At 36.5% G+C, this 24,780-nt stretch carries 20 protein-coding genes; 19 read left to right on the forward strand and 1 reads right to left on the reverse strand.

Annotated features, from left to right (window positions below; all coding sequences use genetic code 11):
• Positions 1 to 105 precede the first annotated feature (105 nt).
• The 17 genes from ACFSR0_RS02960 (at position 106) to ACFSR0_RS03040 (ending at position 20,835) form a co-directional block, all read left to right on the forward strand.
• The gene (locus ACFSR0_RS02960; protein WP_379979794.1) at positions 106 to 1,050 is read left to right on the forward strand and encodes a glycoside hydrolase family 36 protein; all 945 of its coding nucleotides are present in this window, start codon (positions 106 to 108) and stop codon (positions 1,048 to 1,050) included.
• Between the two features lie 80 nt (positions 1,051 to 1,130).
• On the forward strand, positions 1,131 to 1,964 hold the full coding sequence (kduI, locus tag ACFSR0_RS02965) for a 5-dehydro-4-deoxy-D-glucuronate isomerase (protein ID WP_379979758.1): 834 nt from the start codon (positions 1,131 to 1,133) through the stop codon (positions 1,962 to 1,964).
• Between the two features lie 18 nt (positions 1,965 to 1,982).
• Complete coding sequence (locus ACFSR0_RS02970; RefSeq protein ID WP_379979760.1) at positions 1,983 to 2,777, forward strand: gluconate 5-dehydrogenase; 795 nt, start codon at positions 1,983 to 1,985, stop codon at positions 2,775 to 2,777.
• Positions 2,778 to 2,952: 175 nt separating this feature from the next.
• The gene (locus tag ACFSR0_RS02975; RefSeq protein WP_379979762.1) at positions 2,953 to 5,697 is read left to right on the forward strand and encodes a sigma 54-interacting transcriptional regulator; all 2,745 of its coding nucleotides are present in this window, start codon (positions 2,953 to 2,955) and stop codon (positions 5,695 to 5,697) included.
• Positions 5,698 to 5,775: 78 nt separating this feature from the next.
• Positions 5,776 to 6,192: a PTS sugar transporter subunit IIA gene (locus ACFSR0_RS02980; protein ID WP_379979764.1), complete on the forward strand. Its 417-nt coding sequence runs from the start codon at positions 5,776 to 5,778 to the stop codon at positions 6,190 to 6,192.
• Positions 6,193 to 6,196: 4 nt separating this feature from the next.
• On the forward strand, positions 6,197 to 7,975 hold the full coding sequence (locus ACFSR0_RS02985; protein WP_379979766.1) for a DUF2264 domain-containing protein: 1,779 nt from the start codon (positions 6,197 to 6,199) through the stop codon (positions 7,973 to 7,975).
• The gene (locus tag ACFSR0_RS02990) at positions 7,972 to 9,105 is read left to right on the forward strand and encodes a glycoside hydrolase family 88 protein (protein ID WP_379979768.1); all 1,134 of its coding nucleotides are present in this window, start codon (positions 7,972 to 7,974) and stop codon (positions 9,103 to 9,105) included. The genes ACFSR0_RS02985 and ACFSR0_RS02990 overlap by 4 nt, the downstream gene beginning before the upstream one ends.
• Before the next feature lie 42 nt (positions 9,106 to 9,147).
• Complete coding sequence (locus tag ACFSR0_RS02995) at positions 9,148 to 9,942, forward strand: hypothetical protein (protein WP_379979770.1); 795 nt, start codon at positions 9,148 to 9,150, stop codon at positions 9,940 to 9,942.
• A 13-nt stretch (positions 9,943 to 9,955) separates the two neighbouring features.
• Complete coding sequence (locus tag ACFSR0_RS03000; RefSeq protein ID WP_379979796.1) at positions 9,956 to 10,600, forward strand: bifunctional 4-hydroxy-2-oxoglutarate aldolase/2-dehydro-3-deoxy-phosphogluconate aldolase; 645 nt, start codon at positions 9,956 to 9,958, stop codon at positions 10,598 to 10,600.
• A 22-nt stretch (positions 10,601 to 10,622) separates the two neighbouring features.
• The gene (locus ACFSR0_RS03005) at positions 10,623 to 12,230 is read left to right on the forward strand and encodes a glycoside hydrolase family 43 protein (protein WP_379979772.1); all 1,608 of its coding nucleotides are present in this window, start codon (positions 10,623 to 10,625) and stop codon (positions 12,228 to 12,230) included.
• A 6-nt stretch (positions 12,231 to 12,236) separates the two neighbouring features.
• Positions 12,237 to 13,238, forward strand: coding sequence for a PfkB family carbohydrate kinase (locus ACFSR0_RS03010; protein ID WP_379979774.1), 1,002 nt, complete (start codon positions 12,237 to 12,239; stop codon positions 13,236 to 13,238).
• Between the two features lie 67 nt (positions 13,239 to 13,305).
• On the forward strand, positions 13,306 to 14,112 hold the full coding sequence (locus tag ACFSR0_RS03015) for an HAD family hydrolase (RefSeq protein WP_379979776.1): 807 nt from the start codon (positions 13,306 to 13,308) through the stop codon (positions 14,110 to 14,112).
• A 203-nt stretch (positions 14,113 to 14,315) separates the two neighbouring features.
• Complete coding sequence (locus tag ACFSR0_RS03020; RefSeq protein ID WP_379979778.1) at positions 14,316 to 14,810, forward strand: PTS sugar transporter subunit IIB; 495 nt, start codon at positions 14,316 to 14,318, stop codon at positions 14,808 to 14,810.
• A gap of 3 nt (positions 14,811 to 14,813) precedes the next feature.
• Positions 14,814 to 15,632 carry a PTS mannose/fructose/sorbose/N-acetylgalactosamine transporter subunit IIC gene (locus tag ACFSR0_RS03025; RefSeq protein WP_379979780.1) on the forward strand — a complete coding sequence of 273 codons (819 nt, stop codon included), beginning with the start codon at positions 14,814 to 14,816 and terminating at the stop codon, positions 15,630 to 15,632.
• A complete protein-coding gene (locus ACFSR0_RS03030; protein WP_379979782.1) occupies positions 15,629 to 16,453 on the forward strand; it encodes a PTS system mannose/fructose/sorbose family transporter subunit IID in 825 nt (274 codons plus the stop codon). Before ACFSR0_RS03025 ends, ACFSR0_RS03030 begins: the two co-directional genes overlap by 4 nt.
• 89 nt (positions 16,454 to 16,542) lie before the next feature.
• The gene (locus ACFSR0_RS03035) at positions 16,543 to 17,295 is read left to right on the forward strand and encodes an alpha/beta hydrolase (protein WP_379979784.1); all 753 of its coding nucleotides are present in this window, start codon (positions 16,543 to 16,545) and stop codon (positions 17,293 to 17,295) included.
• A 12-nt stretch (positions 17,296 to 17,307) separates the two neighbouring features.
• Complete coding sequence (locus ACFSR0_RS03040; RefSeq protein WP_379979786.1) at positions 17,308 to 20,835, forward strand: alginate lyase family protein; 3,528 nt, start codon at positions 17,308 to 17,310, stop codon at positions 20,833 to 20,835.
• A gap of 94 nt (positions 20,836 to 20,929) precedes the next feature.
• On the opposite strand, the gene ACFSR0_RS03045 is transcribed toward ACFSR0_RS03040, so the two are convergent.
• Positions 20,930 to 22,411 carry a nucleotide sugar dehydrogenase gene (locus ACFSR0_RS03045; protein WP_379979788.1) on the reverse strand — a complete coding sequence of 494 codons (1,482 nt, stop codon included), beginning with the start codon at positions 22,409 to 22,411 and terminating at the stop codon, positions 20,930 to 20,932.
• Between the two features lie 177 nt (positions 22,412 to 22,588).
• Here ACFSR0_RS03045 and galU point away from each other — a divergent pair, with 177 nt between their 5' ends.
• Positions 22,589 to 23,467, forward strand: coding sequence for a UTP--glucose-1-phosphate uridylyltransferase GalU (gene galU, locus ACFSR0_RS03050; RefSeq protein WP_379979790.1), 879 nt, complete (start codon positions 22,589 to 22,591; stop codon positions 23,465 to 23,467).
• 85 nt (positions 23,468 to 23,552) lie between these two features.
• Positions 23,553 to 24,677, forward strand: coding sequence for a hypothetical protein (locus tag ACFSR0_RS03055; protein ID WP_379979792.1), 1,125 nt, complete (start codon positions 23,553 to 23,555; stop codon positions 24,675 to 24,677).
• The last annotated feature ends 103 nt before the right edge of the window (positions 24,678 to 24,780 follow it).

A 24,780-nucleotide genomic window follows, 5' to 3' on the forward strand; every position in this document is an offset into this window, starting at 1 on the left:
TGTAGATACCTCTTTCATACTTATGGTTTTGACGCTTTTAAGTATAACGTATCTACATGATTTTTTTGTTTATTTCTTTATGCATTTCATTTTACAACTTACCTAATAAAAAAGAACGGGATGATTCCCGGAATTTGGTTTGAATTTGAAACGGTCGGAGAAGACTCAATCGCTTTTTCATATGTTGATCATTTATTAAAGAAAGATGGATTTCCTTTAACTATTGGAAAACGGCGATTTTGGGATATGAATGATCCCTGGGTCATTGATTATTTGGAAAAGAAAATCATTGACTTTTTGCAAAAATATGTGTTTGGTTACTTGAAGATTGATTACAACGAAACCATTGGCATTGGTGCGGATGGTGCAGAGTCTTATGGTGAAAAACTTCGGCAGCAATTGGCTGGAACACAAACATTTATCCAAAAGATAAAGAATAGATTACCAGATTTGATCATTGAAAGTTGCTCTTCGGGAGGTCATCGCTTAGAACCTTCCATGATGTCTTTGTCGGATTTATCAAGTTTTTCTGATGCACATGAAGCCGATAGTATACCGATAATTGCTGCTAACTTGCATCACTTGCTGTTGCCAAGACAAAGTTTAATTTGGGCGGTTTTAAGGGAAAATGACAGTCAACAAAGACTTTATTACTCGTTGATTAGTACGTTTCTGGGAAGAATGTGTTTGTCTGGCGATATTGAGAAACTATCTGACGTTCAATGGAAAATTGTGGATCAAGCCATTCAATTTTATAAAAGTATCGTTCCTATTATTAAGTATGGAATCACAGAACGTTTGGGTAATCTCCCGCTATCTTATCAAAGAATGAGTGGACATCAAATTTTAAAAAGGCAACGTGAAGAAAAATTGTTGGTAGTCATTCATTTTTTTGATGAAATGGAAGTTTTTGTTCCGACATCCTTTCAAACCATCGTTGCGAGTTTTGGATTAGAAGATCAAAAAATGTCACTGAAAAGAACCGAAAAAGGCTTTTTCATTGTCTCTCCCTATCAGATGACAGCCTGCGCACTTTTATTAAAAAAATGATGTTCGACAGAAGTTGGCACAATTTTTGCTAATAAATAGATAGGCAAGAAAAAATTTTTTTCATAAGGAGAGATGTAGAAATGGAAACACGCTATACTCATAGTCCTGCTGATATCCAACGTTATTCGACAGAAGAACTCAGAAAAGAGTTTTTAGTCGAAAAGGTATTTGTTGATGGTGAAATTACATTAACTTACACACACAACGATCGAATGATTTTAGGAGGTGTCGTGCCAAAAGACAATAGCTTAGAAATTAAACTGGATCGAGAATTGGGAGTCGACTATTTTCTAGAACGACGTGAATTAGGCGTTATCAATATCGGCGGATTAGGTTATATCGAAATTGATGGAAAAAAAGAAGTTATGAATAAACAAGATGGATTCTATATTGGAAAAGAGACAAAACATGTTGTTTTTTCATCTGATCAAGCAGATAACCCAGCTAAATTTTATATAAGTAGTGTGCCAGCACATAAAAAATATCCAAATGTAAAGATAAGTATTGATCAAATAACACCTATGGAGACTGGGGAAAGTGCTACCCTTAATGAACGAAAAATTTATCAATACATTCATCCAAATATCTGCGAAAGTTGTCAATTACAGATGGGGTATACAATTCTAGAGCCAGGAAGCGCTTGGAACACCATGCCTTGTCACACACATGAAAGAAGGATGGAGGCATATGTTTATTTTGATTTTGCTTCAGAAGATACAAAAGTATTCCATATAATGGGCAAACCTGATGAAACAAAACATTTAGTGGTAGCAAATGAACAAGCTGTCCTGTCCCCTAGTTGGTCGATTCATACAGGGATAGGAACAACGAACTATTCCTTCATTTGGGCAATGTGTGGGGAAAATATCACTTATACAGATATGGATATGGTAGCAATGGACGATTTAAAATAGTAAAGGAGAGAAATATACATGAATCAATTTTCATTAAAAGGGAAAACGGCTTTAATAACTGGAGCGGTGTATGGTATTGGATTTGCGATTGCTGAAAGTCTGGCTGAAGCTGGTGCAACAATTGTGTTTAATGACCGTAGCCAAGAAGGATTAGACCGCGGGTTAAAAGCATACAGAGAAAAGGATATTCAAGCACATGGATATTTATGTGATGTCACTGATGAAACCGCGGTTGAAAACATGATTGGCCAAATAAAAGAAGAAGTAGGTTCAATTGATATATTAGTAAATAATGCCGGTATTATTAAAAGAATACCGATGATTGAAATGAGTGCTGCTGATTTTAGGCAAGTGATTGATATCGATTTAAATGGACCATTTATTGTATCAAAAGCAGTCATCCCTCAAATGATTGAAAATGGTGGGGGAAAAATCATTAATATTTGTTCTATGATGAGTGAATTAGGACGAGAAACGGTTTCGGCGTATGCTGCGGCTAAGGGTGGACTTAAGATGTTGACACGAAATATTGCATCGGAGTATGGAAAATACAACATTCAATGCAATGGAATTGGTCCTGGCTATATCGCAACACCACAAACTGCACCATTGAGAGAGAAACAACCGGATGGCTCAAGACATCCTTTTGATCAATTCATTATTGCGAAAACACCCGCTGAAAGATGGGGAACAACAGCTGATTTACAAGGACCTGCAGTCTTTCTAGCTAGTCCTGCTTCTGATTTTGTGAACGGCCATATTTTATACGTAGATGGTGGAATTTTAGCCTATATTGGGAAACAACCTGAATAATCAAAGTAAAAATAATTAGTGAAGGGAAGTATGAGAAAGAACGGTAACCATTGTTCTCATACTTCTTTTTTTAAAGATGAAAAGAGGGTCGCCTCTCTTGTTTGAAGGTATAATAAAAGGAAAAAGCAAAACGTTTTCAAAGATATCAGAATAGATATAAGGAGTGGATTACCGTATGTCGAAAAAATTAGTAATTGAAACACTACAATCTATTACAAATAACGTAAAAACGTTGGCACCAGATGACATCCTTTCAGCAGAGGAAATTGCAAAAGAAGTGGGCATTCAAAGAAATACGACTAGTCAATATTTGAATGAGTTGGTCAAAGAAGGGCTAGCTATCAAAGTGAAAACACGGCCAGCAATGTTTTATGACCGACAAGTTTTTGCTGAATTATTTTTTGAACCAATAAAGTCAGTTTATGAAAGTTACGATGCACTCATTCAAGAAAAAAAGGAAAAAACAATGGAGAGTAAAGTATTTGACGAGGTCATTGGGGATAAGGAGAGTCTGGATAAGGTAATTGATCAAATAAAGGCAGCCACCTTTTATCCTGGCACAGGATTGCCTATTATGTTGCAAGGAGATACAGGCGTAGGAAAAAGTCTATTGGCCAGAAAATTGTATGAGTTTTGTGTCGAGCAAGGGATACTGGCACAAAATGCCCCCTATCTGGAACTAAATTGTGCGCAATATTACCATAACCCAGAATTAATGAGCAGCATTTTATTCGGATACAAGAAAGGAGCCTTCACTGGTGCAGATGACAATCATATTGGATTGTTAGAGGCCGCAGATGGTGGCGTACTATTTTTAGATGAATGCCATCGATTATCACCAGAAAGCCAAGAAAAATTGTTTCACTATATTGATCATCATACCTTTTCAAGAATTGGTCAAAACGAAAAGACAATTAAGTCTCATGTACGCCTAGTTTTTGCAACGACCGAGACGGTACAAGAAAATTTTTTACGAACCTTTATTAGAAGAATTCCTATTATTGCACATATCCCTACATTACAAGAAAGAACGAAACATGAGATTGCAGAATATGTCTACACGTTTTTTATTCAGGAGAGTAGGAAATTAAACTGTACGATTGTTGTCAGTCCTTGGATAATGAATCGTCTTTTAACGATGGTTTATCGGGACAATGTCGGCGAATTGAAAAATTTAATCAAAATTATTTGTGCAGGAGCATTTAGTAAAAAAATAAATGCAAATGAACTAACAATAACCGCTGAATCTTTAGAAAACAATTTGTTAGCCAAATTTTTAGCATTAAAAGAAATTGATAATATTGAGGATCAAGATGTAAAAATCACTCCTTTAAACGAAACAAAGGATTTTATTCGGACAGATAATCAAGATAACCGCTTGATTATGGATTTTTTTAAGGTAGTAGCAAGAATATTTCAACAATTTGAAAGCAATGAAATTTCGAGTGATTATGTGATTAATCAACTATCCAGAGAAGCAACAACGGTTATAGAAATGTTTGTTTATGATGATGCTGAAGAAAAAGCCAGTTTAAAGTTGCTACGTAATACAGTGAAGGAGCTTATTAATTTTCTCGAATCTAGTTTTTTTATCAAAATTCATGGTAATTCAATTATCGCTTTAACGAGTTATCTATATAAACGAAACCAATTAACCATTGATCAAAATTTTGTTTCTCAAGAAGAATTATTATTTATTCAAAAATTTATTAGCGATCATCTGATGAGAGAATCAAAGCTTTTAAATGCATTATTGGCATTAGTCGAATCAAAATTAGATGTCACCTTGACTGCAACAGAAAAAATCTTGCTCATTTTATATCTGCGGGGATTGAATTTGGAAGTGAAAAGTCCAAAAACTCGTTGTGTCATATTGGCACATGGATTTTCAACGGCCAGTAGCATTGCTGATGTCGTAAATCGCTTTTTGGATGAGCATTTGTTTGATGCCTTTGATATGCCTTTTAATGTACCACTGGAAAAAGTAAAGGACTTTATGAATCACTATTTGTCCGTAAATGATTGTTCAAATGGCTTGATTGTTTTGGTCGATATGGGCTCATTGCTGGTTTTGGCTGAAAATTTAAAGGATCAATTATCCGGTCCAATGCTAATTATGAATAACGTTATCACCCAACAAGCACTATTTATTGGCGAGTTAGTAAAAAAGAAAAATGACTTGGAAATTATTGCTGAGAAAATTAAAGATGGCATGCCGTTAGAATATCGAGTGGTGTATCCCAATAATAAGAGGAAACCAATGATTATTACTGTCTGCCATACAGGAATGGGTGCAGCACAACAATTAAAGGCTTTTTTACAAAGTAGTATACCGAAAGAAACTGGCTATGAAATAGAAGCTGTCGACTTTCATTACCTAAAAAAATATGGAGAACAAACTACGCTGTTTAAGCAATATGCCGTTCAAGGAATTGTTGGAACGGAAAACCCGAATATTGAATCTGTCCCATATGTGTCATTGGAGGATCTTATTTCTGGTCAAGGAAAAGAACGCATCGATCAAATTTTTAAAGAAATTCGTGATAGCGATACAAGAAAAATGATCAACGATAATCTTGTTAGAAACTTGTCAATTGAACGGCTCATATCGGCAGTCACCATCTTGGATGTAAAAAAAGTGATTGAATACATTGATGAAGTGATTATTGAATTAGAAAGACGATTAAAAGTTACGTTAACAAATAGTAAAAAAGCCATTTTATATGTCCATATAGCTGGATTGGTGGAACGAATTATACGGAATCAAGACGCGACGACTTATGAAATGAGAGAACTAACCAGAGAAGAAGAATACAAAATGAGCCTTATTTCTGATGCAATCAGCATTCTGGAGACTGCTTATAACATTGTCGTTAGTAAATCCGAGATTCAATATATTTACGACATTATTTATATTTGAAAGAAACCGCCACAAATTGGCATACATTTTGCTAATTGTATAACAGAGAAGAATGTTTGTTGAAGGAGATGCTAGAGTTTGGAAAAAACAGTTTATTTTTTAATATCACATAATGAATTTGCTAAAGGATTAAAAAAAGCCCTAGAGATGATTGCAGGAGAACAATCAAATGTTTATGCATTTGGTTTAATGCCGGGGGATCATCCAGACAATATCGTAAAAAAAATGGAGCATTGTATGACAGATGACATTGATCATGTAGTGATACTTGGTGATTTAGCTGGAGGAAGCGTTTGTAATGCAGCACTAAAATTGACGGTGAATCCGAAAGTTACGCTTATAGCGGGAGTGAATTTGCCACTGGCTATGGAAATAATTATTGCCAAAGCGAACACACCAGCTACTATCTCACCAATCTTAGAACAGGCAAAAAATGAAATGAAAATGATTACAGTGCAGCAGCTAAAAGCAGAAACGATGGAGGATTTTTTTTAAGGCGATGAATTCAAAAAAGGAGATAGTCAACTGGTTACATGAGATGACCCCACTGAACGAAGCATATGTTACCTATTCAGGAGCAACTTATGACAATGATATACGTGAACTAGAGGCATGCTTGCGCAGTTTTTGGGGAATTATTCCTTTATTTATGGAAAGTAACAGTTTAGAACAGCCGAGACTTCTCAAAAAATTTATTCAAAAAGTAGAACAGAAACATTTACCTGAGATGTCTACTCAAAAAAGACAAATTGCCGTCGAAATAGGTGTGTTGGGCTTTCTTTTAGGACATTACCGGGAAAAATTTTTAGGATTGTTTTCAAAAGGTGGACAGGAATATTTCATTGATTGGTTAAATGGCATTAATGCCATCGAAATACCATATGGAAATTGGTATTTTTTCGTGGTGTTAGTTAATGCTGGGTTGAAAGCTAGTGGTTCTCCTTATTCTGAAAAAAAGTTAACGGAAGCAAAACAGCATTTAGAAACGATGTACTTAGGTGATGGATGGTATTTTGATGGAGACAGAAATCAAATGGATTACTACATTCCTTTTGGCTTTCATTTCTATGGTTTGCTTTATGCGACGATTTCTGAAGACGAGGATGCAAGATTGTATCGAGAAAGAGCACGGAAATTTGCTACCATTTATCCTTACTATTTCGATGAAGAAGGAAGATCCATTCCATTTGGAAGAAGTTTAACGTATCGTTTCGCACATGTTAGTTTTTGGGTAGCTATTCTTTTATCGGGTGAATATAAAAACACAGTCTGGACAATAGGTCAAATTAAGCAGTTGATTTTTCAAAATTTTCGTTATTGGAAAAAGCAACAAATTTTGGAAACAAGCAACCATCATCTTATGATTGGTTACAGCTATGCGAACTTACTGCTTTCGGAAGACTACAATGCACCTGGATCACCAATGTGGGCATTTAAAAGTTTCTTGTTATTGATGCTTCCAGACAATCATCTTTTTTGGAAGGCTAAGGAAGGGAAAATTACGAGTGAGAGAGGAATGCCATTATTACTTGAAAAGCCAAAGATACATTTAATGTGGTCGTCGGAAAGAACCAGTTTGTTTAATCATTTTACATATAGTAAAAACCTTGGAGTCTATCATCAAAATGAAAAATATGGCAAGTTTGTTTATTCTAGTTATTTTGGTTTTAATCTTTCAAGGGATTCTTCTTCTTTGGAACATACAGCAATTGACTCAACCTTAGGCTTTTCGATTAATCGTGAAAGTCCTTTGGCAATGAGAGGGGCAATTGATGACAGTTTCGTCTATCCAGATTATGGGGTAAGCGAGTGGCATGTTCTTGAAAAAGTGCTCGTTCGCACCTATTTGATTCCCCTTACAGTTGATTTGCATTTCCGGATTCATGAAGTGAGTACACCATTCGAAGTTTATTGCATAGAAGGAGGGTTTCCTTTGTTCGAATGGAATAAAAAGTTTGATGAACCCTACGTTGGAGATGATTCCAGCAAATTGAAGAATCGGTACGGAACGTCGACCATCATAAATCTTAGCCATAAACGTCGACCAATCGTTGTTGTACAGGGACCAAATACCAATCTTTATAACAAAGAAAAAAATGCTATTCCGGCGTTAGAGACAATGCTGCTACCTGGAATGCATCATCTCTTTACTTTGGTGAAAGGGACGAGCGAGCAAGAAGAAAAAGCACTCGCTACGGAAGTTATTGAAACAGACCGTGCTTATCAGGTCTTCATTGCTGACAAGCGAATAGTAGTAAGAAAGGAAGGAAGGCAATGATCACAAAAGAGGATATCAATTGGGCAAATGAAACATTTGCTAAGATTCATCATAAATTAACACTTCAAGTTCAAAGAGTGGGTGAAAAAATTCCATACATCCCAGACATGCAGAGTGGAAAATATGAGGAGGATATGGCAACAACGGATCCTGTTTGGTGGACGAATGGTTTTTGGGCCGGGATACTTTGGCAAATGTATCATGCCACCGGAAATGAACAATATCGAGAGGTTGCTGAAGAAAATGAAAAAAGACTGGATAAAGCGTTTGATATTTTCAACGGACTACACCATGATGTTGGTTTCATGTGGCTACATACTGCGGTAGCTAATTATCGATTAACTCAAAATGAACGCTCAAAAACGAGAGGACACCATGCTGCTCAATTACTAGCAGGGAGGTACAATCCACGAGGAAAATATATTCGTTCTTGGAATCGAGATCGTGCAGGTTGGGTCATTATTGATTCTATGTTAAATATCCCATTATTGTATTGGGCAGAAAAGGAGATACAAGACCCTCGTTTTCGTTTCATTGCTGAAGATCATGCCAATAAGGTAATGAATAATCTTGTAAGACCAGATGGTTCGGTGAATCATATTGTCGTGTTTGATCCAACGAATGGTGATTTACTAGAAACACCTGCCGGGCAGGGGTATGCAAGTGGATCTTCTTGGTCAAGAGGACAGTCATGGGCTATTTATGGTTTTGCTTTGAGTTATGTACATACCCATAATCAAGCTTATCTTGATACCGCAAAGAAGGTTGCACACTACTTTATTTCAGAGGTTGAAAAAAACAAGTGGATTCCCTTAGTGGATTTTCGAGCACCTAAAGATCCAGTAATGATTGATACATCTGCTGGGATGATTGCAGCTTGTGGTCTACTTGAAATTGCAAATCACGTGCCAGATTTAGAAAAGGAGCTGTATCAAGATGCAGCAATAAAGCTGTTGAGAACAATTGAACAGCGCTACTCAATTTGGGATGAAAGAAAAGATGGCTTAATTAGCGGTGCCACCGGAAGCTACCATGAAGATCGATGGACAGAAGTGCCTATCATTTATACGGATTACTATTTTGTCGAAGGAATCCTTCGTTTATTAGATAAAGATTTTTTGATCTGGTAATGGGGATGCAACTCGTTTAAGACAGATGAATGGAGAACTGCGATGATTACATTGTGTTTAAAAAATGATAAAGATGGTGAAATTATCTCACATTCCGATAGTCATGAAGTCTATATCGCATTGAAAGAGCGGAGCTATCGAGTTGGAGATGTTATCGAAATTGAAGTAGCCAAGGCAAATCAATTTTTATGGATACAAATTGATGAATCCTTCACACCTAGCCTTGTCTATTTTAAAAAAAAGAAATGGCGTTACCCTGTTTTACTAGATGAGCAGCTGCGACGTGCGTTTACGCCGAAATTTTTTTCTGGCGAAAGACATTATATACGGGCATGGAAACCCACAATAGAAGAATTAGCGATGTATCGCAATCTTGCCTGCAACCCTCATGATCAGAAGGAAGATTCTGGCGTATATCCTCATGCTGATGCCAATATTGAAACGCGCAATGATTCGACCTTTTTTGCACGCAATGCAATTGATGGCATGATTGCAAATCAGAGTCATGGCTCTTTTCCATATCAATCTTGGGGAATAAATCAAAATCCTAACGCGCAGTGGACCGTTTATTTTGGAAGAACCGTTCTGATTGATAAATTAGCATTTGTACTCAGAGCAGATTATCCCCATGATAGCTACTGGACGCAAGCAACAGTTGGCTTTTCAGACAATACAGATATGAGCATCGTCTTGACTAATGATAAAAAGCGGCAAATTGTTTCGATAGCACCGCAGAAAACAGAATTTATTACGTTAAAAAATTTGATTAAACATGAAGATGATTCACCTTTTCCGGCGTTAACGGAGTTTGAAGCATATGGGTATGAATCTAAATAATGGAGGGATACTAGTGAAAAAAACGGAATATTTACAGGCAATTGAAGAGGCTGGCATTGTAGCGGTTGTTCGGGGAGATAGTAAAGAAAACGGGAAAAAAACTAGCGAGGCCCTTATTCGTGGCGGACTGAAGGGTATTGAAGTGACTTTTACTATGCCAAAAGCAGACGAAGTAATTGAGGAATTAAGTAAGGAAAATGGTGAAACTTTTCTAATTGGAGCGGGAACTGTTTTGGATGCCACAACCGCACGATTAGCCATCATGGCAGGTGCCAAATTTATTGTGAGTCCTTGTTTCGATGAAAAGACAGCTCTGCTTTGTAATCTATACCAAATTCCATATATTCCTGGATGTATGACCATTACAGAGATGAAGCAGGCCATGTCGCTTGGAGCGGACATTGTAAAATTATTTCCAGGGTCTTCTTTAGGTCCAGATTTTGTTAAGGCAGCTAAGGCACCTTTACCAATGGTGAATATTATGTCTACAGGTGGTGTCAGTCTCGAAAATATGAGCGAATGGTTCAAGGCGGGGGTAATTGCAGTTGGTGTTGGTGGTAACTTGGTTAAACCGGCAGCCAGGAATGATTTTGCCGCTGTAGAAGAGAATGCAAGGCAGTATGTCAAAGAATTTGAAAAGCTAAAAAACAGTCGCTAAAAAATCAGTAGGAGAGAGTTCGATGGGAAAAAAGCTAGTCAATCCTGTTTTAAGAGGATTTCACCCAGATGCAAGTATTTTGAAGGTCGGTTTAGATTATTATATGGCCACTTCTACATTCGAATGGATGCCTGGGATTGATATTTATCATTCCCGTGATCTAGTTAATTGGAGGCACGTGGCTTCACCTATCCAAACTTGTTTTCAGCTAGATTTCAAAGGTAATTATAATTCTGGTAGTCTATGGGCACCACATCTAAGTTACTCAGAGGGATATTTTTGGCTCGTAGTAACAGATGTAAAAACCAATACTGCATTCAAAGACACATTAAATTATTTGTTTGTGTCCAAAGATATAACTGGAGATTGGGGAGAGCCACTTTTTCTTCATGCTAGTGGATTTGATCCCGCCTTTTTTCATGATGATGATGGAAAACATTATTTAGTGAGTATGCTCTATGATCATCGCTTGGACTATGAGCGATTTTCAGGACTTGTCATGCAAGAATTTGACTGGCATAAAAAAGAGTTAGTAGGAAAAAGGCAAAGATTTTTCAAAGGAACGGATTTGGGTGTCTGTGAAGGACCACAATTAGTGAAGAAGGATGGATGGTATTATCTCCTTGCAGCTGCAGGTGGTACCGGGTATAGTCATGCGGCTACAGTAAGTCGCTCAAAATATTTGGAAGGACCCTATGAACTATCACCTTGGCACCCTTTTTTGACAACCAAGGATGATCCTGATAATCCTCTTCAAAAATCAGGACATGCCTGTTTTATCGAAGTGCAAGCAGATGAATGGTACATCGCTCACATTTGTTCACGACCACTTCAAAAACGTGGGAATTGTCCCCTAGGGAGAGAAACCTCTCTCCAAAAAATAGTTTGGGAAAATGGTTGGCCTCACTTAGCTAACGGTAGTCATCATCCAGATTTATATGTTGAAAAGCCAAGTATAGCTAAGCAAATTGCTCAGAAAATGGATTTTAGCGAAACAGTTCGCTTTACAAATCAAGACTTGCCAGCTTCGTTTAAATCGTTGAGAATGCCGATTAATCGTCCTGAGATTTCTCTAACAGACTGTCCAGGGCATTTGAGACTTTATGGTAGGCAGAGTATTTCTAGTTTACATGAGCAAACGCTGTTAGCAAGAAGATGGCAACATTTCAACTTCATCGCGGAGACAGAAATGGTGTTTCAGCCCGCGAATTTTCAACAAATGGCCGGCCTAGTTTTGTTTTATGATACGGATAACTGGGTTTATTTGCATGTTTCTTTTGATGATAACCAAGAAAAAAAATACATTCAGTTGGAGGAAAATTTTCAAAATAAATTCCACTATGCATCTGACAGAATTTATATTGAGAAAGAGACCCCTCTTATTTTACGGGTTGAAGTTACAAAGGAAGTTGCACAGTTCTCGTTTAAATATCCTGAAAAGCAGTCCTTTCAATTAGTTGGTTCAAAGCTTAGAATAGACGGATTAAGTGATGATGCAATTAAGAGTGGTGGCAAACTTGCTTTTACAGGTGAGATGGTCGGAATTTGTGCGCAAGATATGTACGATCACAAATCCCACGCTGATTTTTCTTATTTTAGCTATCTTGAAAAACACAGGGAGAAAGAGTGAAGTTGAATGAAAACAAAAATTTTAACACTTGGTGAAATATTGCTTCGACTATCAACACCTAAGCAAAACCAATTAATAGATAGTTCAAAATTGAATATGACAATTGGGGGTAGCGAAACAAACGTAGCTATTTCGCTGGCTAATTTAGGTTATTCAGTATCAGTACTAACCGTATTGCCTAAAAATGAATTTGGCAAACTTGCCACTAGAGTACTTCGCCAAAATAATGTTGAAACCTCCGCTATTCAATACCTAGACGGTCGAATGGGGGTTTATTTTCTTGAAGATGGTGTAGGCATTCGCAAATCAAAAGTTATTTACGATCGCGCAAATTCTGCATTTGCTCGTTCAGAAATTTCGTTTGAAAGTCTACAAGCTATCTTTGAAGACGTTTCACTTTTTCATATTTCAGGCATTACACCAGCGTTGTCTCCATTTTGGTTTGATGCAACTATTTTTCTTGCTGAATACGCTCATAAAAAAGGCATTCCAGTTTCGCTAGATGTTAACTACCGTAGCAAATTATGGACGACGGATCGTTGTCGTGAATTTGTTCAAAAAATTGCTCCATTTCTCACTTTTTGTTCAGCTGGCAGTCGAGATGCAGCAACTTTTTTTGATGTTGATTGCCACACCTATCCAACTTTATCTGAACAATATGAACAAATTGTTCGCAAATTTCCAACGATTCAATACTTGTTTTCTACCAAACGAACAGTCTTTGACGCGACTCATAATAAGTTAAAAGGGTACTTATATGAGAGAGGACAATTATTTGAGTCTGATGAATATGACTTAACCAATATTGTCGATAGAGTTGGTGGTGGGGATTCCTTCTTTGCTGGTGTATTGTTTGGGTGCCTTGAGGATATGGGAGCTTTTGATGCCATTCAATTTGGTACATGTCTTTCTGCGATGAAGCATACAATATATGGAGATTGGCAGTCTTTCTCGAAAGAAGATATTTTAAGCGAAATTCATCAAAAAAATCGTGAAATTCAGCGGTAATGTATGAGGAGCAACGTTATTCTTTTGAGTGAAAATCTTCAAAACTGTCTGTTAAGGGGTGAAAAAAATGGATGTTTTTGCAATCGATTTGGACGGGACGTTACTGACGGATGATAAAGAAATAGCAGTCGAAAATGTAAAAGCCATTCAGTATGCAGCACAAAAAGGCGCGACAACTATCATCGTAACTGGAAGGAGCCTTGAATCAGCGTTGGGTTATTTCCAGTGTTTAGAGGTTCCTGGCTTCGTCATTGCTCTTAATGGTGCAGTAATCGCGAATGCTAGAGGACAGATTATGTTTAAAAAAGAAATTGATTTCTTCGCTATGAAACAAATGATTAATTTAGGAATAAAATCACACTCGACCATCTGGTTAAATAATGAAGTGACTAATTATCAACTGATTGATTCATCCTTATGCAAGGACCAGGTTAAGCAACAAAAACCTATGACACGCTATCAACAGATTCATGAAAATGAAATTGATGAAATTTTCGAAACACAAGGCGTACTAAAGATAGCTTTGAAGAATGCAAAACAGGACACCCTTGAAAGAATACGAACTAATTTGGACCATTGTAAAGCTACATTAGTTAAAAGTGATACAGAATATTTGGAAATGATGGCGGAAACTATTTCAAAGGGGGAAAGTTTGCATTATCTTCTCTCGCTAGTTGGAATGAATGAGGCCACCATAATTGCCTTTGGAGATCAAGAAAATGATTTAAGTCTTTTTCAACAGGCAACCATAAAGTTTGCAATGGGAAACGCAATTGAACAGGTAAAAAAAGTAAGTTCAGCAATTCTGCCATCAAATAATGATGCTGGGGTTAGCCAAGGAATCTATCGTTATTATGCAAGCAAAATGCATTAGCAAGTTCCGACACATTTTTATAGATCATTTCCCAAATTACCTTTCTAATTTGATTTCATAAGGCAAAGGTAAAAAGGTTGAAGGGATGGAGTTTTGGCACGCTTTCATTTTTGAAAGCGTTTCGACTCTATTTGGCATGATATTTGCTTATTAATTAGATGGGATCCCAAAGTGATGAAAATTTGAAAGGAGTGAAATAGTAGATGATTTCGATGATTCGAGTAGATGAACGACTTATTCATGGACAAGTCGCTCTAATTTGGACAAAGCATCTGGGTGTGAATCGGATAATTGTTGTTAACGATAAGGCTGCGTCAGATGTTATTTTAAGTTCTACATTAAAAATGGCTGCACCAGATACCGTAAAAGTAATTGTATTAGCAAAAAAAGATGTAATAAAACTCTTAAGTGATGCAAGAATTCAACAACTAAATATACTAATTGTCGTTGACTCACCAGCAGATGCGCGTTTTGTAGTTGATCATGTAGAAGGTGTTAAAAAAGTAAATATTGGTAATTTTGGTCGGGTGTTAACTTCAAAAGAACCTCGAATGAAGTTAAATGACAATGTTTATCTAAGCAACCAAGACAAAGAAGATTTAAAAAGTATAATCGACCGCGGTATTCAGACTGAGTACCAATTAGTACCTGACCAATCTGTTTTAGATTTAAAAAAATACTTTAATAAAGGAGAATAAATGATGGTAAATGCAGTATTAGTAGCATTCATAATGTATTTGTCAAAATTCTTTGATTGGGGTTTCGGAAATCTCATTCCTCGTCCAATATGGATTGGACCACTGGTGGGATTGGTTCTAGGAGATTTGACGCAAGGGATTATTTTGGGCGCCGCAATTGAAGCAGTTTTTATGGGTACTTTTACAGTGGGTGGCTCTGTTCCTTCCGATATTCAAACAGGAGCAATTTTTGGTACAGCCTTTGGTATCTTAACCGGCAAAGGAGTAGCAGCTGGAGTTGCCATTGCGGTTCCTGCAGGATTGTTAGCAACTCTCTTGTTCAATCTAGTCGTACTATTTTTTAACTTTCTAGTTGATTACATGGATCGTTCGATTGCCAATAGAAAAGATTGGAAATTTAATAATGCGCATATTTTTGCTATGTTCTTTTATCCAATACCATTTGCAATTATGACATTCATCGGTATTTATGCAGGGGTTGGACCAATTGAATCCTTTATGAATAATTTACCTTCACAGGTGAATGCAATGTTAAACGTTATGGCTCAAACACTACCAGCTCTAGGGATGGCTATTTTAACAAAATCAATGTGGGACAAATCAATCATCCCGTTCTTCTTCATTGGATTTGTTTTAGCAAGCTATTTAGGAATGAATACAATGGGAATTGCAATTCTTGGAGGTGCATTTGCAGTTTACTTCATTTTCCATGATTTTAAACACACAAAGGAAATGGCTGCTCTCAAAAAAGCCAAAGCTCTTCAAACAAATACAGGAAATACTTCTGAAATGGCTAACGAAATGGAGGACTTTTTGTCATGAGTAAATTAGCTTTAACCAAAGAGGAACGAAAAGACGTAAATTCAATTTTTTGGCGGGGGTTAACAGCTATGGCTGAACTAACCTATGTTCGTCTTCAAGGGCCAGGGTTTGGGTGGACTTTGAAACCACTTTTAAGAAAACTTTACAAAAATGATGATGATTATTATGCAGCGCTGGAAAGAAATGTAATGTATTTCAATACCAATCCAGCTTTTCTCCCATTTATTCATGGAATTGTTTACTCAATGGAAAAGGAGAATGCCAAGAAACCATTGGATAATATTAATGAATCGGTAAATGGGATTAAAGTAGGATTGATGGGACCGTTAGCTGGACTAGGGGATTCATTTTTTACAGGAACCATTCGTGTAATTGCTGCTGGTGTTGCCATGAGTTTAGCGCAAAAGGGGAATTTATTAGGACCAATTCTCTTTTTACTGATTTATCATCTACCGTTCTTTTTCGTTCGTTACTATGGAGGTGTAGTTGGATACAAATTAGGGGCCAATTATATTAGTGAGGCGCAAGAAAGTGGATTATTACAATCGATTACCAAAGGGTGCAGTATGCTTGGTTTGATGATGATTGGTGCTATGACTTATTTAAATGTTCCATTTAAATTAACCGTGAAAGCAACATTAGCAAAACAAAAATTTGTCTTGCAAGATATTTTAGATCAAATCTTACCAGGATTACTTCCTTTGGCACTTGTATGGATTTGTATTTGGCTTTTACGTAAGAAAAATGTATCTGTTACAAAGTTACTTGTAGGTATTATTATTCTATCCGTTATTCTTGGCGGATTAGGTATTGCGGGATAAACTCATTTTGGCAAAGAAATCATAAGAAAATTTGTGTAGGCATTTTATCTTTGGTTTTCTTTGCCAAATTTATTGAAGGAGCGAATAGCATGCTAGGACATTGTTCATATTTTTCAGAGGTTCTTCAGAGGCGAAAATCGTATGTGGTTGTTACACCAGAAAAACAGCTTGGCAAAACAAAGGTAGTGATCCTTCTGCATGGAATTGGTTCAGACGAAACAAGTTGGATGTGTAATGCTCCTCTTCAAGATTTGGCTGATGAATACCAAACGGCTTTTTTTTGTCCATCCGGTGAAAATAGTTTTTATACAAATCAGAAAGATGGACCAAATTTTGCAAAAGCTTTTGGAGAGGAATTTGTAGAATACCTTCAACAATGGTTTACGTTCGATTTTTCTAGAGATAACTTGCAATTGGCTGGATTCTCAATGGGTGGATACGGGGCTACACTATTGGGGTTGCGGTATCCAGAAAGATTTTCAAGAATTGGGGCCTTCTCACCGGCTTTTGTATTCTATAAAAAAGAACGGAACGATTCATTATTTAATCAAGTTTTCTCAAGGGGAGATTATGGTAGTGAAAATGATTGCGTGTTTTTGTATAAGCATTTACTTGAATCCAATCGAACGATTCCGACGATTCAGTTTTCTTGTGGAGTAGCTGATCCTTTGCACAAAGAAACAAAAAATGTCATGGAAGCAATAGTAGAAATGAATCCTAAAGCAAATGTATCCTTTTATACAGAAGACGGGTTTCATGATTTTTCTTTGTGGCGCAATGACCTAAAACGTTTTTTGGAAACGCGTACAAATAATTTGACTGGTTTTTTTAATGAAGTTTAAGGAGAAGAAAGGATGGAATTTATGAAAACAAAGACAACGGTTTTTTGGGGGATAATGATTACATTCTTTTCGTTTTTTTTAATTGGTTTGAAGGCAGTTTCTGCTGAAGAGATAGAAAATACTATTGTAAATGATGCGTGGGTTTTCAAAAATAGTCCAAATGGAATATTTGGAAATACGAAAAATAACGTAGTTGGCTATGGATGCCATACATACATTCGTTTGAAAATTGATACCATCTCTATGGATAATATCGATAAAATTAATTTGAATTTTCAAAAATATAATAATGCAAATACAATTGTTATAACGAGAGCAAATGATTATTTATCGAAAGATGGAAAAAACACAGATGTAAAATGGAATAATCAGAATTTAACCTATAATAATCGACCTATCGATATGAATAATACAGAAACTATAGAGGTGAAAGTGGCCTATGGGGAACTTTCAGCTTCAGCAAATATTACAACATTTATAAAGGCTGCTAAGGATGAAGGGGAATCCTATATAACATTGCATTTAACAACAAAAGATGTTGATGACGCAAAAATATCTGGAACAGATATCTACTCAACGAGAGCAGATTTAAATAAACAACCATATGTTGATGCTACGTATATGAATGTAGAAATAGCTACAAATTTTCCAATTGTAAGTAATTGGAATAATTATTTGGAAGATGCCGAAACTGCCCAAAAGATTGTTTTGCTAAAAAACGAACAAAACGAATATATTGCAGTTGACTCTTCAGGGAGACTTTATGGGACAGTAAATCGAGAAGCTGCTGCAATGTTCGCTATATACGGTTATAACTATGCGCAATCTCCTTATAATGGCAGTGGTGGTGCTCAAGAGGTAACCTATGCAATAAAGTGTTTAAACAATGGTAAATTTTTAACGATTCAAAACTACGATACTTCTCAGAATAGTTCCTACTACAATAAGGCAGGTTCAGGAAAATATCAGATTTTCGCTTCGGCACAAGATGTAAAGTGGAATGAACGCTTTTTGATTAAAACCTACTCCTCAAACAATAAAGTTCTTATCTATTCTCATTTGGATTCCCTTAGAGATGGTTCGGAAAGTGCAAAGTCCCCCATTAGTTTGGATGAGACCGGACTGTATGCTGTTTCTGGTGACAAAAAAGAATACAAGTTTTCTTATGAAGAGGTAAAAGACTCTGATTTATTAGAGGTGTTCTCACAAACTGATGGAAATCAGTCGATATTGAGTTGGCTGCCGATAAATGGAGATGTCGATGGTAGCCATTATAGTATTGTGAATGGAAATGGAACGATTAGTTTAAATAATGGTGTATTTAACGCTACAATATCGAATCTTTCTAGCGGAGAGCATGCCTTTACTGTGATGTATAATAATGGAAGTGTTAAAAAAACAGATGAAGTAAAAGTGACCATTTTTAATCATCCTGGTGTTTCTTTAACAATGCAACAATTGCATGCGATGAAAGATCATATCCAGAAAAAAGAGGAACCGTGGTATTCAGATTATCTGAGACTTGTTAATACTGTTCCTAATCAGTTATCATCTGCAGATTTTCCAATTGTTGCACGAAGTGGGGTTGGTAGAGGAAATCCTGAAGGTAGTGGCAATATATCTGATTTTGAAGAATCATCAGCTGCTGCGTATTTTAACGCTCTCCAATGGGTTATTACTGGGGAAGAGAAATTTGGAAAAAAAACGGCTGATATTTTGGATACTTGGGGAAGCCAACTAAAAATTGTCGATGGTCGAGATCAAATTTTGGGAGCTTCCTTAGCGACCTTAAAAATGATAAATGCTTCGGAAATTTTACGTTATTATGATGGCGGTTTTGCAGGTTATTCAACACAAAATCATCAAATGTTTAATCAAATGCTTTTAAACGTGATTTACCCTGTTATTCAAGATGGTGGAGCTCCGATGAATGCGAATGGTAACTGGGATGTCATACCAATGATGACAATGATTGCGATTGGTGTTGCTACCGATAACACAAGTATTTTCAACAGAGCAGTTGCTATGTACCAAGATCCTGAAATCAACGGATCGATAGTTAACTACATTTCAGATACTGGACAAACAGTAGAAAGTGCTCGTGATCAAGCACACGGACAATTAGGCATTGGTGCGATGGGGGATATTTGTAATATCGCATATCATCAAAATGTTAATCTTTGGGAACTTTACGATAATCGTCTGGGTAAAGCATTTAATTGGGCTGCACAATATAATTTGTTTTCCGGTGAAGGTGAGCTAGTAACTAATGCATTACCTAATATATATGGACGGACAGATATATGGGCTTATTGGACCGAAATGGATCAATTGGGAATTTATCGTGGACAATTAAGGCCTATTTACGAAACAGCATTATCTTATTATCAAGATACAAATCTCGATGTTACTTGGATGAAAAAAGCAGCTGATGCTGAGCGACCTGAAGGATTCAATCACTTTGATAATCTAAATTTTTCAACATTAACTATGTATAACGGCAAACCAACACTAAAAAAAGCACAACCATATTTCAAGTTAAGAACAATGATTACGCCAAATTATCAGAGCACTTGGGATGAAGTGAGAAAATATGGAGAGGTTCCTTCTCCGACGATTTTAAACGGAACTATTCCATCAGATTTGACGGAAGAAACGTTGAATTCTTATTTTGGCATAAGTGATGACAGTGAAGTGACTGTTAAATATATGGAAAAAGATGCCCCAATGTTTCGTCTAATAACAAATGATGATGGTACATATTCTATTCAGAATATCAGTAATAGGAAATATCTGTCAGTTACAGATGAAACAGTTGGTAATGAGAAAGTTATTAAAGCGATTTCCTCATCGATTGGTGAAAATGAAAAATTTCACTTGAGAAATTACGGAGTATCACGTTGGTATCTTTCTTCACCAAAATACAACAATCGACTTGTAAAAGTAACAAGTATTGCGGATCCGAACGATAAAAGTGGACAACAACTATTGTTAAGATTGGGCGAAAAAGTCGAAGGAATAAATCGTGATACTTCAGTAGAAAACTGGTTGTTATTTATGTATCAAAATTCAGACAGTACTGTGGATAAGACAAATTTAGTTTCTATGTACGAAATGTATAAAGATCTGGATGGAAAAGATTACACAGAAAAAAGCTGGAATACTTTTAAGGAAGCTTTAATAAATGCAAAAACAATCATTGATGACGAAGATGCTACGCAACAAAGCATTGATGATGCGCTAGAAAGCTTGAAAGCATCATTTAGCAAACTCTCTAAAAAAGAGGAGACAACCTCTAGTACAACAGAAAGTAGCACAACAGAAAGTAGCACAACGGAAAATAGCTCGAAGAATACCAATTCGATAACCAGTAATTCTAAAAGCAATGAAAAGAATAGTGATAAAGAGAATGATAGTGAGAAAAAATTACCAAATACTGGAGCGAAAAATTCATGGGTCTTAAGTTGGGTTGGGGGGCTTTTACTGGTGGTAATTGCTGTCTATGTTATTTTTAGAAATATAAAAAAATATCGAAAATAATTAGGTTTCATTATGTAACCGTGCCTGAAAAAGGTTAGAGCAAATAAGCGTTATCCCATACAAAGGATAACGCTTATTTGCTATTTTAAAAAAATTAATCTCGTTGAAACAAATCTCTTGTATACACTTTTGATTTAACATCGCTTAATTGTTCGTCAAAGCGGTTTGCAATAATGCAGTCACTTTGTTGTTTGAATTTATCTAAGTTATTCACGACGACGCTACCAAAAAAAGTGGATCCGTCTGGCAATGTTGGTTCGTAGATAATAACAGTTGCACCCTTAGCCTTGATGCGCTTCATGATTCCTTGAATGCTACTTTGGCGAAAATTATCAGAATTGGATTTCATCGTCAATCGATAGACTCCAATGATCACTTGTTTTTCAACCGTGTTGTCGAACGTATTTTCTTCATGATAACTATAGTAATTTGCTTGATTTAGTACGCGATCGGCAATAAAATCTTTCCTCGTACGATTGCTTTCCACGATGGCAGTGATCATTGTTTGAGGAACATCATCATAATTTGCGAGCAATTGTTTTGTATCTTTTGGTAAGCAATACCCACCATAGCCAAATGAAGGATTGTTATAGTGCGTACCAATACGGGGGTCAAGGCAAACACCATCAATGATATCCTGAGTGTTGAGGTTTTTCATTTCTGCATAAGTGTCCAATTCATTGAAATAGGATACGCGTAGAGCCAGATAGGTGTTAGCAAATAGTTTTACTGCTTCAGCTTCTGTACAGCCAATTAGTAAAGTAGGAATCGTTTGTTTAATTGCACCTTGTTGGAGCAGTGCCGCGAAATTTTCGGCTGCTTTTTGTATCTCTGGGTTATCTTTCTCAGTCGAAACAATTATTCGACTAGGATAAAGATTGTCGTAAAGTGCCTTTGATTCACGCAAAAATTCGGGACTAAATAAAATTCGGTCGGTCTGGTACTTTTGACGAACTGATGTCGTATAGCCAACTGGGATAGTTGATTTAATCACCATAAAAGCAGTCGGGTTTACTTTTAAAACGAGTTCAATAACTGCTTCAACAGCAGAAGTATCAAAAAAATTACGCTGACTATCGTAGTTGGTAGGAGCAGCAATGACCACATAATCTGCTTTTCGATAAGCGGCTTCAGCATCTAAAGTGGCAGTTAAGTCTAACTCTTTATCTGCTAAGTATTCTTCCAAGTAATCATCTTGAATGGGTGCTTTCTTTTGATTGATTAAATCAACTTTTTCTTTAATGATATCTACAGCTGTAACATGATTGTGTTGGGCAAGTAGAACAGCAATTGACAAACCAACATAGCCTGTTCCAGCTACGGCAATGGTTAGCGGTGCTGGACTATGAATATCTTTCGTTGCTTTCGCGAGAAAAACCGTTTCTGGTTCAAATGAAAGAACTTGTCCTAATTTTTCCAATTGTGGGATTGAAGGAACAAACGTTTCTTTTTCAATACGAGAAATCAACGCACGATTGATATCGGTTTTATCTGCCAAATCTTGTTGCGTCATTTGTAATTTTTTCCGTTTGGTTACGAGTAGGTTGGCTAGAGTGGTGCTTGAAAATGTCTTCATAGCGAATCTCCTTTGTTAATATTGATAACAATATGAAGTATACATGATTAGTTGGAATTGAGCAATAAAAGCTTTTGTTTCTTAGTAAACGTATTCTTTTTCTAACTGTTATGTTATAATAATGACAAATAACTAATATTTTGTTATTTAAAATAACTTTTTTTAAGGAGAGAGGATATGACAGTAGTACGGAAGGCAGTTATACCTGCTGCGGGTTTGGGGACTCGTTTTTTGCCAGCTACTAAGGCCATTGCAAAAGAAATGCTGCCGATTGTGGACAAACCCACGATTCAATTCATTGTTGAGGAGGCTTTGGCTTCTGGCATAGAAGATATTTTAATTGTTACTGGCAAAGGCAAACGTCCGATTGAAGATCATTTCGATTCAAATTTTGAATTGGAACAAAATTTGGCTTCAAAGGGAAAATTTGAGTTATTGAAAGTTGTTGAGGAGACAACAGGAATTAATTTGCACTTCATTCGCCAAAAACATCCACTTGGATTGGGTCATGCGGTTTTGCAAGCGAAAGCATTTGTTGGCGATGAACCTTTTGTTGTCATGTTGGGTGATGATATTATGGAAGACAAGATACCGCTAACAAAACAGTTAATTAATAGCTATGAGAAGACAGCTGCCTCCACACTTGCCGTGATGAAAGTACCACATGAGGAAACGGGAAAGTATGGGATTATTGATCCTGAAGCAGAAGTTTGTCAAGGCTTGTACAGTGTGAAACGCTTTGTTGAAAAGCCTAGCCCAGACGAAGCGCCAAGTAATCTTGCCATTATCGGTCGATATCTTTTGCGACCGGAAATTTTCGAAATCTTAGAAAGACAACAACCTGGTGCTGGCGGTGAGATTCAACTGACCGATGCAATTGACCAATTAAACAAAATTCAACGCGTCTTTGCTCATGAATTTAAAGGCAAACGTTATGATGTTGGGGACAAATTGGGGATGTTAGAGGCCAATATTGAGTTTGGCTTGCGCCATCCAGATACAAAAGACGGCTTAAAACAGTATTTGAAAAAGTTAGTCAACACGCTTGATCAATGAACAACTGCCTCTATGCAGGCAGTTGTTTTTTTAGTATAATTGAAAGCGCGAACGATAACAAATGTAATTAAAGGAGGGGCTCTTGTTGAAAGATGTCTTTTTTTGGAATGTAAAAATCGATTGGGAGGCGTTAGAAAAACCATATATTCATGTATTAACGGATGAACGAGTCATTTCAAAAATGGAGCAGAGTATGGTACATCAACACCAAGCAAACCAAGTTTTTTCATGGTTGGAACAACGGCACCATTATAACCAAAAAGGAAACATGGGGAAAAACCTTCTAATTATTAGAGGAATTCATGGGGCTGGAAGAACGTCATTTTTACTATCAATTAAAAAAACATGTCATGAAGGGAACAACGGCGTTTATCCGTTATCGTTTAATGTTGAAAAAGGAATGGCAGAAGGTGCATTGAGGAATTGTATTGTAGATGAAGTGCAGCGAGAACTTCTTAAATGGGAGGATTTGGATAAAGAGGAACACCGTTTGGCATTTTGCTCAGAGTATGAATCATTGCTTGCAATGTTGAAGGCTAGCAAGACAATGAACGATTTTCAAAACGATTTGTCCAAAATAGTCTGTTTATTCCTTAAATGTGCTTCACGCGTATCTGGAAAAACATATCGCCATCTGCTTTTTTTGGTGGATGATTCTGGTGACTATTCGGATGAACTATCCTTAAAGAATAGACAGAATGAAATAGAAGAATTATTTGCTTTCCAACAAATGGCAAGTTGTATCTATGCGATGGTGGATGAAGGAAACTATTTCATGAATTTAAAAGAAAATCAGTCGCGGCCCCCTCAAATTCGATTAACCTTGGATAATCCTCGCCCGCTCTATACATATTTGTTGAAGCATGTTATTGAAGGAAAGGATATTTGTTCTTCCATTATCCAACAAACAGGAATTGATTGGAAAAGGGGCATGGATGTGAAGCAATTTTTAGGGAAGCTGAGTCTTGCTGTTTGTCAAATACCTATGAAACAAGAGTATCAATCGATTTTTGCATCGTTGATGGTTCTAAAAAGAGATAGCATAAAGGATATTTTTACATGGCTAAAAATGCTAAACAGTGTTTGTGTTACCAATGATTGGCAAGAGGTAAATTATTGTAATTCACTGGATTTTGTTCATTCTTGGCAACCAACATTGGATAAATTAAAAGATGAAATTGATACATTTTTTGTATCTGAAGATTCCTAGTTGTTTATGGCAGAATAAAAGTACACACGGTTGCAGCGCAAAAGTGCATAGTCCCGCAAATCGCTTAAGATATATTAAAAAGCCATTGCGGGCAACCTGAAAT

Source organism: Enterococcus camelliae (assembly GCF_042685105.1).
Classification (GTDB): Bacteria; Bacillota; Bacilli; order Lactobacillales; family Enterococcaceae; genus Enterococcus_G; species Enterococcus_G camelliae.